This window comes from Bradyrhizobium sp. BTAi1, assembly GCF_000015165.1.
Lineage (GTDB): Bacteria > Pseudomonadota > Alphaproteobacteria > Rhizobiales > Xanthobacteraceae > Bradyrhizobium > Bradyrhizobium denitrificans.
This window is the reverse complement of the sequence record NC_009485.1, coordinates 531,548-547,536: the sequence shown is the minus strand read 5'-3', so window position 1 is coordinate 547,536 and position 15,989 is coordinate 531,548. Positions and strand designations below refer to the sequence as shown.

Annotated in this window: 11 protein-coding genes; 4 read left to right on the top strand and 7 right to left on the bottom strand. The window is 66.4% G+C overall.

Annotation, left to right across the window (positions count from 1 at the left end):
• Positions 1-355: 355 nt before the first annotated feature.
• The 3 genes from BBTA_RS02610 (at position 356) to BBTA_RS02600 (ending at position 4,334) form a co-directional block, all read left to right on the top strand.
• Positions 356-2,080, top strand: a complete 1,725-nt coding sequence (locus tag BBTA_RS02610; RefSeq protein ID WP_012040879.1) for a hypothetical protein — start codon at positions 356-358, stop codon at positions 2,078-2,080.
• A 180-nt stretch (positions 2,081-2,260) separates the two neighbouring features.
• Positions 2,261-2,986: a thermonuclease family protein gene (locus BBTA_RS02605; RefSeq protein ID WP_012040878.1), complete on the top strand. Its 726-nt coding sequence runs from the start codon at positions 2,261-2,263 to the stop codon at positions 2,984-2,986.
• Positions 2,987-3,146: 160 nt separating this feature from the next.
• On the top strand, positions 3,147-4,334 hold the full coding sequence (locus BBTA_RS02600) for an alanine--glyoxylate aminotransferase family protein (RefSeq protein ID WP_012040877.1): 1,188 nt from the start codon (positions 3,147-3,149) through the stop codon (positions 4,332-4,334).
• Positions 4,335-4,365: 31 nt separating this feature from the next.
• Here BBTA_RS02600 and BBTA_RS02595 read toward each other — a convergent pair whose 3' ends face one another.
• Positions 4,366-5,883 carry a histidine-type phosphatase gene (locus BBTA_RS02595; RefSeq protein ID WP_012040876.1) on the bottom strand — a complete coding sequence of 506 codons (1,518 nt, stop codon included), beginning with the start codon at positions 5,881-5,883 and terminating at the stop codon, positions 4,366-4,368.
• Between the two features lie 244 nt (positions 5,884-6,127).
• Here BBTA_RS02595 and BBTA_RS02590 point away from each other — a divergent pair, with 244 nt between their 5' ends.
• A complete protein-coding gene (locus BBTA_RS02590; protein ID WP_012040875.1) occupies positions 6,128-8,239 on the top strand; it encodes a S9 family peptidase in 2,112 nt (703 codons plus the stop codon).
• A 15-nt stretch (positions 8,240-8,254) separates the two neighbouring features.
• Here BBTA_RS02590 and BBTA_RS02585 read toward each other — a convergent pair whose 3' ends face one another.
• The 6 genes from BBTA_RS02585 to BBTA_RS02560 all read right to left on the bottom strand — a co-directional run bounded on the left by BBTA_RS02585 (position 8,255) and on the right by BBTA_RS02560 (position 15,899).
• Positions 8,255-10,264 carry a methyl-accepting chemotaxis protein gene (locus BBTA_RS02585; RefSeq protein WP_085972671.1) on the bottom strand — a complete coding sequence of 670 codons (2,010 nt, stop codon included), beginning with the start codon at positions 10,262-10,264 and terminating at the stop codon, positions 8,255-8,257.
• Between the two features lie 295 nt (positions 10,265-10,559).
• The gene (locus BBTA_RS02580) at positions 10,560-11,279 is read right to left on the bottom strand and encodes a ribonuclease activity regulator RraA (protein ID WP_012040873.1); all 720 of its coding nucleotides are present in this window, start codon (positions 11,277-11,279) and stop codon (positions 10,560-10,562) included.
• A gap of 219 nt (positions 11,280-11,498) precedes the next feature.
• Positions 11,499-13,235, bottom strand: a complete 1,737-nt coding sequence (araD, locus tag BBTA_RS02575) for an L-arabinonate dehydratase (protein WP_012040872.1) — start codon at positions 13,233-13,235, stop codon at positions 11,499-11,501.
• Positions 13,232-14,095 carry an ABC transporter permease gene (locus BBTA_RS02570; RefSeq protein ID WP_012040871.1) on the bottom strand — a complete coding sequence of 288 codons (864 nt, stop codon included), beginning with the start codon at positions 14,093-14,095 and terminating at the stop codon, positions 13,232-13,234. Before BBTA_RS02570 ends, araD begins: the two co-directional genes overlap by 4 nt.
• Before the next feature lie 11 nt (positions 14,096-14,106).
• A complete protein-coding gene (locus BBTA_RS02565; protein WP_012040870.1) occupies positions 14,107-14,871 on the bottom strand; it encodes an ABC transporter ATP-binding protein in 765 nt (254 codons plus the stop codon).
• Complete coding sequence (locus BBTA_RS02560; RefSeq protein ID WP_012040869.1) at positions 14,871-15,899, bottom strand: ABC transporter substrate-binding protein; 1,029 nt, start codon at positions 15,897-15,899, stop codon at positions 14,871-14,873. The genes BBTA_RS02565 and BBTA_RS02560 overlap by 1 nt, the downstream gene beginning before the upstream one ends.
• Positions 15,900-15,989: the final 90 nt, after the last annotated feature.

Genomic DNA, 15,989 nt, shown 5'->3' with positions numbered 1-15,989 from the left:
GTTTGAGGGGTTGCGAGACGATGTGTCGTCGAATTGCGCGCAATTTGCGGCACCGCAACGAAGAAAGGCTTAACCCGAACCCGCAAGCAGGGCAACATCCAAACACCGTTGACTTTTCAAGCACTTGTAAATCAAGGAAAATTTAACCATGGCGCCGTTCTCCAAAGGGTCTCCGCGGGACCGCCCGAATGCCACATTGCGGCCAAATCGCCGGTCGGAGCCGTGATCCCGGTCACGTTGTCTTTGCCCGCGCAGCATGCCAGTTTGACGGGTGCATGCGTGTGACGAGCCGTTTGCCGGGCGTTTCGAGCAGCGCATGCCATTGATCCCGCCTCGACAACCCGCGAGTCCCATTTTGAGTTTCCAGTATTTTGCCGGCGCGGCCTGCCGCGCGCTGACGGCCCGCAAGGACGGTCCCTCACTCTACGAGGTCTGCGATCCCATCCTGCGCCAGCCCGGCCGCGGCGACCCGCATCTGGCCAAGTTCTACCGAACCGCGCTCGGCAATCCCGCACTGCGCGCTCTGTTGCGCCGGGCCGGCCTGCCGGAGTTGAAAGAGCCGGCGCGCCTCGCGGCGCTGCGCGAGGCGCTGGTGCTCGCCCGCGACAATCCGACGCCGGACTGGGGGGCGGTCGGCCGTCCGATCGCCGAACTGGTCGACAGCATCGCGCTGCGCCATCCGGCGCCGCCGCGCCGGACGACCGCCGTCACGATGCCGCCATCCAGCGAGATCGACCGCGTGATCCGGGCCTGCGGCGCCGACCTGCTCGGCTCCTACGCGCGCAACGGCTTCATTCCGACCTACGCCGCCTTCAACCTGATCGGCGATCCCGATCTCGGCGGCCGCGAGGTGCTGATGGCGCTCAAGGGCCTCGACGCCCGCGGCTACAAGAACTCGACCTTGCTGTTCAACCTGGCCCGCGTCTTCATCGCCCGTTCGCCGGCCGCGGCGGTGATTCATCCGCCGTGGCGCGGCATCGCCGAGCCGATGTGGGAGCCGGTGCAAATCCGCCACCGCTCGGCCTATTACGACGCCTTCTTTACCGAGGCGCTGCTGAGCTACGTCGAGACCGGCCTGGCCTCGCCCGATCAGACGCTGGCGGCGCGCGGCGCGATCGGCGACATGGTCGCGTTCTGCCTCGCCACGAGCCGCGAGGAGGTGCGCGGCGCGGACGGCAAGAGCTACAACGTCGTCACCGCGCTGGCGCCACCGCCGCATCCGCGCTTCTCGCGCTTCTTCACCCAGATCAAGCAGGATCTCGGCTTCGGCGTTTACGTGCCCGATTGCGACACGACGGCGTGCTCGTTTTCGGCGGCGACGCAGGCCGGCTCGGATGATCCGATCCTCGCGCAGCCGCTGGTCGACTTTTATGCCGGCTATCAGGTCCGCGCCGGCAGCAACGAGCCGCGGGTGACGGTGCCGATCAACGACAATATCGACTATGAAGGCGGCATCGCGACCTGGATCGACAGCCTGGCCGGCGAGCGGCCCTATGGCAACGACCTCGATCCGACCTTGAATCTCGACGTGCTCGAAGTCTCGTTCCGCAACCTGTCGCGCTGGCAGATCCTCGAGACCGAGGGCCGGCTCGACGTCGTCAGGCGGATCGTCGGTTTCCAGCAACGGCTGGTGATCAGCGGCGCCTTTGCCGATCCGCGGTCGCACATCTATTATCTGCCGGAGCTGTATTGCGCCTATTTCGGCCGCTGCTACCACGCCTTCATGGCGCTGCCGCCGGCCGCGCGGCAGGCGATCGATCCCGACGGCGCATTCGAGCTGATCCGGTTGCGCGTGCTCGCTTATGTCGAGGACGAGCTGATCGGCCGCGAGATGAACCCGTTCGACGCGGCGCTGGCGCTGATCGCGCTCGGCCATCTCGGCGGCGCCGCCGCGAGCTTCGCTCCGGCCGTGCATTGCATCGTTGCAGCGTTCGGCGAAGGCGGCCGGCGGCATCCGTACCGCGCCTATGAGTGGAACAAGATGAAGACCCCGACCCGCATCCTGGTGGGCGGCCCGGAGGTCACCTCGGCCTTCGTGCTGATGGGGCTGGCGTTGGCGCGGCGGGTTGTGGCGCGGTGAGGGAGCTCGCCGCCGTCGCGGCGACCGCGCGGGTCCAGCTCCCGGGAGGGCCGGCCTCTTAAAATTCCGCCACCATCGCGCGAAGTTGAGCGGCTCACGCGATCACGGCGCTGGAACCGCCAGGCGATCCGCCGCACAATCGTGTGCATTGTTCCAGCCGAGGATGAACACGCCCCCTTGATGCCGATGAAAACAGTTTCCCTCGCCCTGCTCCTGCTGCTGCCGTCGCTTGCTCACGCCGCGGAGATCACCGGCATTCCCAAGATCCGCGAGGCCGACGGGATCACGATCGGCACGACGCGGATCCGGCTTGGCGGCATTGACGCGCCGTCGGTCGATCAGCTGTGCCTGAACAAGGATGGCGAGCGCTGGACCTGCGGAGTGGCGGCGCGCGACGAACTGATCAAGCATGCCGACGGCAAGAGCTGGGTGTGCCATCCACGCGCGATCGACCGCCGCGGCCGCCAAGTGGCGCGCTGCGATGTCGATGGCGAGGACATCCAGAAATGGCTGGTGCGCAACGGCTGGGCGCTGGCCTATCGCACCGTCTCGCACGACTACGAGCCCGAGGAGGCAGAGGCCCGCACGGCCAAGGCCGGCATGTGGCAGGGCGCCTTCATCGCGCCATGGGACTGGCGGGTGCGCAACAAGAAGACCACGATCCTCGGCGCCACCAAGCCGCCGGAGAGTGCCCGCAACATCCTGCTCGCCTCGGCCTCGGGCCCGGTTGCGCCGTCACCCGACTGCACCATCAAGGGCAATGTCAATAGCGCCGGCGAGTGCATCTATCACACGCCGCAGAGCCGCTGGTACGCCCAGATCAAGATGCATGTGTCGAAGGGCACGCGCTGGTTCTGCTCGGTCGAGGAGGCCGAGGCCGCCGGTTGCCGCGAAACCCGGCGCTGAGGCTACGCTGCGCCGGCCGGCCGGGGCATGCCAGCCCCCCGGCTTCTCCGGCTTTTCAGACGCGGCCGCGCCACGTACAAACGGCTCGGGCCGAGCGCCTGCGACGGCCCGCCATCACCCCGACGCCAATCGCAAGACCACATCGCCAAGGACACCGACTATGACCGTTCGCGCGGGCCGGGAATTTCTGGCCATCCCGGGACCCACCACGATGCCCGACGAGGTGCTGCAGGCGATGCACCGCCCGGCGCTCGACATCTACTCCAAGCAGATGGTGGAGCTGACCGACGGCCTCATGGCCGATCTCGGCCGCCTGTTCGCCACCAAGGGCAAGACCTACATCTATATCGCCAACGGTCATGGCGCCTGGGAAGCCGTGCTGTCCAACGTGCTGTCGCGCGGCGACAAGCTGCTGGTGCTGGAGAGCGGCCGCTTCGCGATCGGCTGGGGCCAAGCGGCGCGCGCCATGGGCGCCGAGATCGAGGTCCTCAGAGGCGACTGGCGCCGCGCGGTGCGGCCGGCCGAGGTCGAGGCGCGGCTGCGCGCCGACCGGGAGCACACCATCAAGGCGATCGTCGTGGCGCAGATCGACACCGCCTCCGGCGTCGTCAACGACGTCGAGGCGATCGGCCGCGCGATCAAGGCGAGTGGCCATCCCGCGCTCTACATGGTCGACACAGTGGCGTCGCTCGGCTGCATGCCGTTCGAGATGGATGCGTGGGGCATCGACGTCGCGATGTCCGGCTCGCAGAAGGGCCTGATGACACCGCCCGGACTCGGCTTCGTCGCGGCGAACGCGCGCGCGCTCGAGGTGCATAAGCGCGCCAATATGCGCACGCCCTATTGGGACTGGAGCGAGCGCGAAGGCGCCGAGCACTATCGCAAATATGGCGGCACCGCGCCGGTGCATCTGTTGTTCGCGCTGCGCCAGGCCATCGACATGCTGTTCGCGGAGGGGCTGCCGCACGCGTTCCGCCGGCACCAGCTGCTCGGCGAGGCCGTGCGCCGCGCCGTCGCCAAATGGGGCGAGGGCCAAGTGATCGGCTTCAACATCGCCGATGCCGCCGAGCGCTCCAATACGGTCACCACCGTGCTGGTCGGCGGCGGCTATGATCCCGCCGTGCTGCAGAGCTACTGCAAGGAGCAGTGCGGCGTGGTGCTCGGCACCGGGATCGGCGATCTCAGCGGCAAGGCGTTCCGCATCGCCCATATGGGCCATGTCAATGCGCCGATGGTGCTGGGCACGCTCGGCGTGATCGAAATGGCGCTGGTGGCGTTGAAGATCCCGCATGGCCGCGGCGGCCTCGATGCCGCGATCCAATGGCTCGGCGAGAGCGTCAGCGCCTAGCCTTTTGCAATCGCTGCGGGTGGATCGTCGCTCAGAAGCCGTAGCAGCGCTTCAGTTCGTTCCACGCGTAATACGGGCTGTCGTCCTTGACCGGAAAGCAGCCCTGCTTGAAGGCGATCTCCTTCTCGTCATAGAGCATGCGGACGAGCAATCGACCGTCGGTGGTCCGAAAGGCATCCCATTGGATGTTGGCGCTGAACGACGCGACGTCCCGTCCGGTCCAGCCATTGTGGTCGTCGAACATCACGCCGAGGGGCTGCTGGGTGGCGCTGTGCGGCAACTTCAACAGCGCGGCGAACGGAATGACCGTCTCGGCGTGCGCGAACCGCAGCCGGGCGGCCTCATGCAGGTCGCCGGCGGCGATCCGGTCCATTGCGGCAACGAAGTCGTCGACAAGCGGCTTGGCCATTGCGAAGGTGATCGTGCGCCCGGCAAAACCAGGCCCCTTCTCGTAGAAGTCGTCGGTGTCGCTGACGCGCGCAAACTGGTCGGCCTCGTCGGGGGAGAGGAACGGAGTGAGGGTGATCGGCCCGGAGCCATCTGCATTCAGCGCCGGAGCCTGCTGAAACACACCGTAAACAGCAAGGGCGACGTCGACGCTGTTCGGTGTCGCCGGGCCGTCCTCGGCGTTCGGTTTCACCGTGACCATACCCGCGTCGAGCGCCGCGACGATTTGCACGCCGACGAGCGGGGTCAGCAGTTCGCGGGCCGCGGCTGCCGTCTTCAGAGCCAGGCGGACGGCTTTCTCGGCGGCCAGCAGGTCGGGGTCTCGTTTCTTGTAGGCCTGGTAGGCCGCGTTTTCCGGCTGCTTGAAGAAATACAGCGTGGTCGGATCGGAAACCGGCGCCTTGATGAGCTTCGCGGCCCAGGGAACGGACTGGCCGAGCGACAGTGCGAAGATCTCGCTGCTGTCGATAGCGCGGTCCTTGCCGGAGTTTATCACCGTGATCGTCCGGCCTTGGCGGGCTGCGTCGGCAAACAGTCCGGGCAGCCGTTGCGCGAGCCGCTCGGCGAGCTGCTTTTGCTCGCTGCGACCTCGGGTGCTCAACTGACCAAGGCCCACAGCGTCGTTAACCTTCTGTAGCGCGGCTGTGCGCCGCGCGAGTGTGGCACCCTTTTCGGTGAGTGTGCCGGCAGCCTTCGCCGCGTCGAGCACCTGGAGGACGACGGCGAAGTCGTCGTCGCTGGTCGCCGCGCGTGCGCCGTGCCGGGCAAGCAATTGAGTGAAGACCGGTATGGCCCCGGCGGGAGGTGGGGTGAGATCGTGCAGCCCGCCCCTCGGACCGTAAGGGGTCTTCGTCGCGAGGGCGTTCTTGTGGAAGTCGCCGAAATCGTCCGGGTCCCAGGGGGCGACCTGCGGGATTGCACCGACCGGCGCGGGGGTCGTCGTGAGTGTTCCGGCGCCGCCGGACGCAGCGGACGTGATTGCTGTCGAGTTGCTCGCTGCCCGCGAGGCCGCCGTCCCTGCGCACGGAAGCACGGCGATCGCCGCGATGGCAACAGTCAGGCGGGCGAGCAACGCGCCCGCGCGGAATGGTATCATGATCATGCGTCAGCAGTCCCACCTTGGCGTCGCCAAAAAAAGGCGCTCGGCCGCAGGCCTCCACCACGATTGCGTGAGCAACGCGGGCGCGCCCAGGGCTGGTCCGCATCCGCGGATTTTCACGGGATGTCGCCCCACCCGGCGCAGCGCCGATCGCTAACGCCTTTTTTCGCCGCGAGATGACCGTATGGCAATTCGCCATCTGCCGCCCATATCTCGGGAACCCATTTCAGCATCATCGAGGACCTGAGTGACACAGCCGATCAACGCCACGATCGCCGCGCCGGTGGCGCCGCGCCGCAGCCATTCCTTCACGCGCCACGGCATCACCGTCCACGACGACTATGCCTGGCTGAAGGATGCGCGCTGGCAGGAGGTGCTGCACGATCCCTCGCTGCTCGACGCCGACATCAGGGCATATCTCGAAGCTGAGAACGCCTATGCCGAAGGCGTGCTCGGCCACACCGCGCCGTTGCAGAAGAAGCTCGTGGCGGAGATGCGCGGCCGCATCAAGGAGGACGATTCCTCGGTGCCGTCGCCGGACGGGCCCTACGCCTATTTCCGGAAATATCGCGAAGGCGGGCAGCACGAGCTGTTCTGCCGCATGCCGCGCCATGGCGGGGCGGAGACGATCGGGCTCGACGGCGACGCGCTCGCCAAGGGTCATGACTATTTCAAGTTCGGCGGCAGCCGGCATTCGCATGATCACCGGCTGGTCGCCTGGAGCGCCGACACCAAGGGCTCGGAATATTTCACCCTCCGCGTCCGTGACTGGGATAGCGGACACGACCTCGACGATCTCGTCGAGGAGAGCGATGGCGGCGTGGTGTGGTCGCGCGACTGCAAGAGCTTCTTCTACGTCAAGCTCGACGACAATCACCGCCCGATGCAGGTGTGGCGGCACAGGCTCGGTACCCAGCAGTCGGACGACGTGCTGGTGTATGAGGAGAAGGACACCGGCTGGTTCACGCATGTCCATGAATCGACCTCCGGCCGGTTCTGCGTCATCGCCGGCGGCGATCACGAGACCTCGGAGCAGCGGCTGATCGATCTCGATGCTCCCGAAGCGCCGCCGCGTCTGGTGGCCGCGCGGGAAGACGGGGTGCAATATGCGATCGCCGATCGCGGCGACGAGCTGTTCATCCTCACCAATGCCGACGGCGCCATCGACTTCAAGATCGTGACCGCGCCGCTGGCGACGCCGGAGCGCGCCAATTGGCGCGACCTCATTCCGCATCGCGCCGGCATCTATGTGCTCGACCACGATCTCTACGCCGGGCACCTGGTGCGGCTGGAACGCGCCAATGCGCTGCCGTCGATCGTGATCCGAGACCTCGCCTCGGGCGAGGAGCATGCGATCGCGTTCGACGAAGGCGCCTATTCGCTCGACGCGATGGGATCCTACGAGTTCGACACGACGAATCTGCGGTTTTCCTATTCGTCGATGACGACGCCGTCGGAGGTCTATGACTACGACATGGTGACGCGCGCGCGAACCCTGCGCAAGCGGCAGGAGATTCCGTCCGGGCACAATCCGGCCGACTACGTCACCACGCGCATCATGGCCAGAGCGGACGACGGCGCCGAGGTGCCGGTGTCGCTGTTGCACCGGCGCGACTTCAAGGCCGATGGGTCGGCGCCGCTGCTGCTCTACGGCTACGGCTCCTACGGCATGGCGATGCCGGCCTCGTTCTCCGCCAACCGGCTGTCGCTGGTCGACCGCGGCTTCGTCTATGCCATCGCGCATATCCGCGGCGGCACCGACAAGGGCTGGGGCTGGTATCTCGACGGCAAGCGCGAGAAGAAGACAAACAGCTTCGACGATTTCGCGGCCTGCGCCCGCGCTTTGATCGCGGCGAACTACACCAGCGCCAGGCGCATCGTCGGCCATGGCGGCAGCGCCGGCGGCATGCTGATGGGCGCCGTCGCCAACCGTTCGGGCGAGCTGTTCGCCGGCATCGTCGCCGAGGTGCCGTTCGTCGACGTGCTCAACACCATGCTCGACGACACCCTGCCGCTGACGCCGCCGGAATGGCCCGAATGGGGCAACCCGATCGCGAGCGAGAAGGACTTTCGCACCATCCTGTCCTACTCGCCCTATGACAATGTCGCGGCCCGGCCTTACCCCGCGATCCTCGCGATGGCCGGACTCACGGACCCGCGCGTCACCTATTGGGAGCCGGCGAAATGGATCGCGCGGCTGCGCGCGACCATGACCGGTGGCGGTCCCGTCCTCCTGCGCACCAACATGGGCGCCGGCCATGGCGGCGCCTCCGGCCGCTTCAACCGGCTCGACGAGGTCGCGATCGTCTACGCCTTCGCGCTGTGGGCGGTCGGGCTGACGGAGAAGGCTGCGGCCTGACGCGTCGGTCGCGGTTCAAGCCGCGTTGCGGCCGCGGTTCACGCTTGCGTCGCGCAGGCGGGCAAAGAAGGCCTGCACTTCGGCGGCGAGCGCATCGGCGGCGCTCGACACGCTGCCGGAAGCGCCGAGCACGTGATCGGCGGAGCGGTTGGTCTCGCGGATGGCATCGCCGACGGTGGTGATGTTGCTCGCGAGCTTCTGGGTGCCTGCGGCCGCCATCTGGACGTTCTGCGAGATCTCGCGCGTGGCAGCGCCCTGTTGCTCGACCGCGGTCGCGATCGCCGAGGTCACCTCGTCGATCTCACGCATCGCCAGGCCAACCTCCTTGACGGACGCCACCGCATTGCCCGTGGACGTCTGGATGCCCTGAATATGCTGCGCGATCTCCTGCGTCGCCCGCGCGGTCTGCTCGGCCAGCGACTTCACCTCCTGCGCGACCACGGCAAAGCCGCGGCCGGCATCGCCGGCACGGGCCGCCTCGATGGTCGCATTGAGCGCGAGCAGATTGGTCTGCGCAGCGATGGCCTGGATCAGATCGACCACCGAGGAGATGCTCTGAGCGGCCTGCGCCAGCCCCTCGATCTCGCTCTCCGAGCGCGCCGTCACCGAGCCGGCCGCACGCACCGTGGTGTTGGCGCGCTCGATCTGGCGGCCGATCTCCTGGATCGAGCTGGCGAGTTCCTCGGCCGCGGACGCGACGGTCTGCACGTTGGAGGCGGTCTGCTCGGATGCCGCGGCGGCGGCCGACGCCTGCTCCGTGGCCTGGCCGGCCACCCCGGTCAGCGTCTTGGCGGTATGCGTCATCTTGCCGGCATTGTCGCCGACAGTGCCTAGCAGTTGCTCCGAGGCGGCACGGAACTGCGCGACCGCCGCTTCCATGTTGCGGCTGGTCGCCTCGCGCAGCTCGGCGGCCTCCGCCACTTCCTTCGCGGTCTTCTGCTGCGCGATGACGTTGTCACGGAAGCGGGCCACCGATTTGGCGACATCGCCGATCTCGTCGCCGCGCCGGGCGTCGAGGAATTCGACGTTGGTGTCGCCGCCGGACAGCCGATCAGCATCGCGGACCAGCGAGGTCAGCGGCGTGCTGATGCTGCGGGCGATCAGGATGGCAATCGCAATGCCGAGCAGGCCGGCAAGTACGGCCAGGGTCTGCTGCATCGCTGTCGCCGAGCTGATCCGCTCATGGGTCTCCGCCAGCGTCGCGGCGAACGAAGCGCGAATGTCCTTCTCCGCGCGGTCGATGATCTCGATCGCGGCGGCCGTGAGCGGCGCCACGTCCTTGTAGTAGACCTCATCACCACGCAGCATGCTGGCGGAGGTCTTGTCGAAGGCCTCCGCGTAACGGCCGAGGCCCTGCTTGACCTCGTCCAGCAGCTTGGCCTGCGCCGGCGCGAGTTCGCGCTTCTCGAGTTCGGCGACCTGCGCCATCGCCTTGCCGAGATTGCTCTTGAAGGTATCGCGGCCCTTGGGATCGCGGGTCGCCAGGAAGCGCCAATTGGCGACACGCACCAGCAGCACCCGGCTCTCCAGCGCCCGCGCCGCGTCCGCGAAGTCGCTGGCCTGCATCGCGTCCAGGAATTTCTGCACGTCGGCGGTCATCTTGTCGCCTTCGGAAAACAGCGCCGTGCGGCCGGTCGAATAGACCTTGACCGCCCCGCCGAGGGCCATGCGGGCCTCCTGAATGGCCGCGATGCTCTTCTGCAGCTGCCGCGCGCTGTCGCGTTGCAGGTCGGAGCCGGCCTCCTTGGCGCTCTGCTCCAGCATCGTCGCGGTCGCACCGAGACGCCGCTCGGCCTCGGCGAAGGACGCCTCGTCATTGTCGAACTGATAGCGCAGCAGAGCCCGGCGAATGGCCTGGAGCTCGCTCGATATCTTGACGACGCCGATCGCGTTCTCGGCCTGGGTGCTCAGCCGCTCGACGCGCTCGGAAGTCGCGCTGGATTGCCAGAGGCCGAAGCCGGCCATCAAAAGCCCCAGCGCGACCAGCACACCGAAACCACCATACAAACGCGTCTTGATCTTCATACCGCTCACGCCCGTGGACTGATTGTTTGGGACCTGCGCGGAGTTGTAGCTCACACGCGGCTCTCGTTTTCCGCGCGCGACGAACACGACCACCAGATCGTCACGCGGACGATCGATCGGTATGTGAGTGCGTTTAAGGGAGCGTGAACTTGGAGCGCGCTGCGCTACGAATTGAGGGGCAGATCGTGCTTAGATTATCAGCAAAATCACGCTCAGGTAGCTTCGATCTACATAGACGTAGTTGAGCGTGCCGCGCCGACGACACGGTCGGCGCCTGATGCAGAGACCGAACGCGTCAGCGCCCGTTCCTGGCCCGCCAGGCCGCGAAGTCCTGCGGGGTCTGCGGATCGGTCGGCGGATAGAGGCCGAGGATGGAGCGGCCTTGCGCGACCTGGTCAGCGACGAAGTCCTCGAACGCCGTCATCTCGAAGGTCTCGTCGGCGATCTCATCGGCGATGCCAGCTGGGATGACGATGACGCCATCGGAGTCGCCGAGAATCACATCGCCGGGAAACACCGGGGCATCGCCGCAGGCGATCGGGCCGTTGATCTCGATCGCATGATGCAAAGTGAGATTGGTCGGCGCGCTCGGGCGCTGGTGAAAGGCGGGAATGCCGAGCTTGGCGATCTCGGCGGAATCCCGGAAGCCACCGTCGGTGACGACACCGGCGACGCCGCGCTGCTGCAGGCGGCTGACCAGGATCGCCCCAGCCGACGCCGCCCGCGCGTCCTTGCGGCTGTCCATCACCAGGACAGCGCCGGGCGGACATTCCTCCACCGCCTTGCGCTGCGGATGGCCGCGATCCTTGAACACCTCGATCGTATTGAGGTCCTCGCGCGCCGGGATGTAGCGCAGCGTGAACGCCTCGCCGACCATCGTCGGCTGCTGCGGGCTGAGCGGATGAACGTTCTGGATGCACTGGATGCGCAGGCCGCGCTTGAACAGCGCGGTGGCGACGGTGGCCGTCGACACGGTCTTGAGCTTGTTGCGGGTGGCGGTGCTGAGTTTGGTCATGTCCTGCTCGCTGCGCTCCCCTCCCCGCTGCGGGGAGGGGCAACCGGACGCGGACGCGGCCGGCTTCGTTAGGAGACGCCGAAGCAGAGCGCTTCGGCTATGGGTGGGGTCCACATCGGCGGTGTCGCTTGGGGGTACCCCCCTCCCCAGCCCTCCCCCACAAGGGGAGAGGGAGCGCACCGCGGTTGGGGCGAGAACACGGCCTCGCCACAGCACGAACTAATAGATCGCGGGCTCCCCGATGGGGGCGCCGAAACTGGTCTCGAGGAAATCGAAATCGCAGCCATCATTGGCCTGCTTGATGTGGCGGGCGAACATCCACCCATAGCCGCGCTCGAAGCGCGGCGCGGGCGGCTGCCATTCGGCGCGGCGACGCGCCAGTTCGTCTTCTGGCACGTCGAGATCAATCGTGCGCGCGGCGACGTCGAGCGTGATGAGGTCGCCATTGCGCACCAGCGCCAGCGGACCGCCGACATAGGCTTCCGGCGCGACGTGCAGGATGCAGGCGCCATAGGAGGTGCCGCTCATGCGCGCGTCCGACAGCCGCACCATGTCGCGCACGCCCTGTTTCACGAGCTTGGTCGGAATCGGGAGCATGCCCCATTCCGGCATGCCCGGTCCGCCTTGCGGGCCAGCATTGCGCAGGATCAGCACGTGATCGGCTGTCACGTCGAGATCGGGATCGTCGATCGCCTTCTTCATCGACGGATAGTCGTCGAACACCAGCGCCGGGCCGGTATGCTTGAGGAACCGCGGATCGCAGGCGGAGGGCTTGATGACGCAGCCGTCCGGGGCGAGATTGCCCTTGAGGACGGCGAGCGCGCCTTCGCGATAGATCGGGTTGGACTGCGGCCGGATCACATCGTCATTGTAGACGCCGGCGTCGGCGATATTGTCGCCGAGGGTGCGGCCATTGACGGTGAGGCAGCCGAGATGGAGATGCTCTTTCATCCGGCTCATCAGCCCGGGCAGCCCGCCGGCATAGTAGAAATCCTCCATCAGATAGGTGTCGCCGCTCGGCCGGACATTGGCGAGCACCGGCACCTTGCGGCTGGCGGCCTCGAAATCGTCGAGGCCGATATCGGCGCCGGCGCGGCGCGCCTGCGCAATCACATGGATGATCGCGTTGGTCGAGCAGCCCATCGCCATGGCCACTGCGATGGCATTCTCGAACGCCTGACGGCTCTGGATCTTCGCGGGCGTCAGATCCTCCCACACCATCTCGACGATGCGGCGGCCGCATTCCGAGCTCATGCGGATGTGCTCGGCATCGGCAGCCGGAATCGAGGACGCGCCCGGTAGGGTCATGCCGATCGCTTCGGCGATCGCGGTCATGGTCGACGCCGTGCCCATGGTCATGCAGGTGCCATGGCTGCGGGCGATGCCGGCCTCCATCGCGCTCCAATCGGCGTCCGACAGTTTTCCGGCGCGGCGCTCGTCCCAGTATTTCCAGGCGTCGGAGCCGGAGCCGAGCGTCTTGCCCTTCCAATTGCCGCGCAGCATCGGCCCTGCGGGGAGATAGATCGCCGGCAGGTTCATGCTGGTGGCGCCGAGCAGGAGCGCCGGCGTGGTCTTGTCGCAGCCGCCCATCAGGACGACACCGTCGACGGGATGGCTGCGCAGGAGCTCCTCGACATCCATCGCCAGCATGTTGCGATAGAGCATCGTGGTCGGCTTCAGGAGCGACTCCGACAGCGACAGCGCCGGCAACTCGATCGGGAAGCCGCCCGCCATCAGCACGCCGCGCTTGACGTCGTCGACGCGCTGCTTGAAGTGCATGTGGCAGGGCTGCGCATCGGACCAGGTGTTGACGATGGCGATGACCGGGCGGCCCTTCCACTCCTCCTGGGCATAGCCCATCTGCATCACGCGCGAGCGGTGACCAAAGGAGCGGAGGTCGTCTGGCGCGAACCAGCGCGCACTGCGCAGCTGATCGGGTTGCTTTTGCTTGGTCATGATTGGGTGCCCCAGGTCAGCACGGTCTTGCGCTCGATGGTCCGGAAGATCAGGTTCTCGACCACGAGACCGATCAGGATCACGGTGAGAAGTCCGGCGAACACGGCGGGAATTTCGAGCAGGTTGCGGTTCTCGAAGATGAACCAGCCGAGGCCGCCCTGCCCCGATGAGACACCGAACACCAATTCAGCCGCGATCAAAGTGCGCCAGGCGAAGGCCCAGCCAATCTTGAGGCCGGTGAGGATGGCGCCGAACCCTGCCGGAATCAGGATGCGGATCACGTAGGAGAAACCTGTCAGGCCGTAATTGCGGCCGACCATGCGCAGCGTGTTCGAGACGCTCTTGAAGCCCGAATGGGTGTTGAGCGCGACCGGCCACAGCACCGAATGGATCAGCACGAACACGAGGCTGCCGCTGCCGAGCCCGAACCAGATCAAGGCCAGCGGCAGCAGCGCGATCGCCGGCAGCGGATTGAACATGGCGGTGACGGTTTCGAGGAAGTCGGTGCCGATGCGGGTCGAGATCGCCAGCACCGTCAGGATCGCCGCCAGGGCGATGCCGGCGGCATAGCCCATGAAGAGCACCTTCAGCGAGGTCCAGGCGCGCATCGGGATGGTGCCGTCGCGGACCTTCTCCCACAGTGCGGCGATGGTGTCGGAGAAGGTCGGGAACAGCAGGGGATTGTCGAGATAGCTGCCATAGGCCTGCCAGATCGCGGCGAGCACGACGATGATCAGGCTCTTGCGCACGAAGCCGTCGTTCCACAGCAGCTCGAACACGCTCAGCTTGCGCGCGACATCGGCAGCCGACGCCGCACTCGGCGTCGACGTATCGCGCAGGATGATCTTGGCGTCAGCCATTGGAGCGGCCCTCAATGTGCCGTTGCAGGTTCAGAAAACAGGAGATCATGGATCTGCTTCTCCAGGCGTGCCGCGCTGCCGTCCTCGGCCGAGACCTTGTCGACATCGATGACCTCGGCCTTGACGCGGCCCGGATGCGGCGACAGCAGCAGGATGCGGTTGCCGATCTTGATCGCTTCCGCAATCGAATGGGTCACGAACAGCACCGTGAATTTGGTCTCGCTCCACAGTTGAAGCAGCTCATCCTGGCAGGTCCGCCGCGTCAGCGCATCGAGCGCGGCGAACGGCTCGTCCATCAGCAGGATGTCCGGCTCCATCGCCATGCCCCGGGCAATCGCCACGCGCTGCTTCATGCCGCCCGACAGCGTGTGCGGATAGGCATCGACCACGCGCGTGAGCCCGACCTTCTCAATGTACGCGCGGGCGCGGCTCTCGGCCTCCTTGCGCGGCATGCGCCGGGCCGTCAACAGCGGGAACATGACGTTGGCGAGCACGGTCTTCCACGGCAGCAGCTGGTCGAACTCCTGGAAGATCATCATGCGATCGGCGCCGGGACCGGTAATCTCGCGGCCGTTGATTTTCATCCGGCCCTCGCTCGGCTTGATGTAGCCGCCGACGGCCTTCAGCAGCGTCGACTTGCCGCAGCCCGACGGACCGAGCAGCACGAAGCGGTCGGAGCGGTCGACGGAGAAGCCGACGCGCTCGGTCGCCGTGATCACGGCACTGGAGGTCTTATAGCGCAGCGTGACGCCATCGACATCGAGGAGCGCGGACATCAGTTGCCCTTCAGGTCGTGTGCCACCGGCAGATAATAGTCGGTCCAGGCCTTGGGCTGAGTCTTGATGGTGCCGATCTTGGCGAGATGGGTCGCGAACTTCATCGTACCCTGCGGCTCGAGGTTCCACTCCATCATGCCGGGTTCCTTGAGCCAGGCCAGCAGGTCCTCCGTCGACGTCTTGTCGCCGGTGATCTCCTTGTAGATCTCGACCGCTGCTTTCGTGTCGCTGCGGATCAGATCCTGGGCCTCCTTGGTGGCGTCGCGCACCGCCTGGATGATCTTCGGATTGGCGTCGGCGAACTTCGTGGTGGTGAAGAACTGCGCCTGGCTGAGCGGCCCGCCCATCACATCGGGCGAGTTCAGCACGACATGCGCCCCCGGCACGTTCTTCATTTCGAGGAACGTATAGGGCGGGATCGAAAAGTGATTGTGCACCTCGTGCTGCGGATTGGACAGCGCCGTATAGGCGTCGGGATGACCGAGCTGCACCGTATTGGCGTCGAGCTTATTCCACTGGTCGGCGCCGAACGCCTCGGCGGCGGCGATCTGCAGCACGATGGCCTGGGTCGAGACCTTCACAGTCGGCACCGCGATCTTGTCGGTCGGGCCGAAATCCTTGATCGACTTGATATGGGGATCACGGCTGATCAACGTCATCGGCTGCGCCGAGGTGGCGACGATGCCCTTCACGCCGCCACGGGTGCGGTCCCACAGCAGCAGCAGATTGCCGGTGCCGGTGTTGAGGATATCGACGCTGCCGGAGAGCAGCGCATCGGTCTGCGCACCACCGCCGGAGAAGGTCAGCCATTTGGTCGTCACGCCGGCAAGACCGAGCGCGGCGGCATGCTTCTCGATCAGCTTCTGCTTCTCGATGATGTGGCTCGGCATGTAGAAGATGCCGGGCTGGCGTGACAGCGAGACTTCGGTCTTCTGCTGCGCCGCAGCCGCAACACTCCACGTCGTCGCAGCCAAGGCGGCCAGCAGACCTGCGGCTCGTGTGGCCGAGCGCCCGAAACTCATCAACATATGGGACATCCCTCCTCGCACGCCGGCTCCTTCTTGACGGCCGGTCGATAGATGCACTAATGCATTAGTGCATCTCTGACAAGCTCTCTT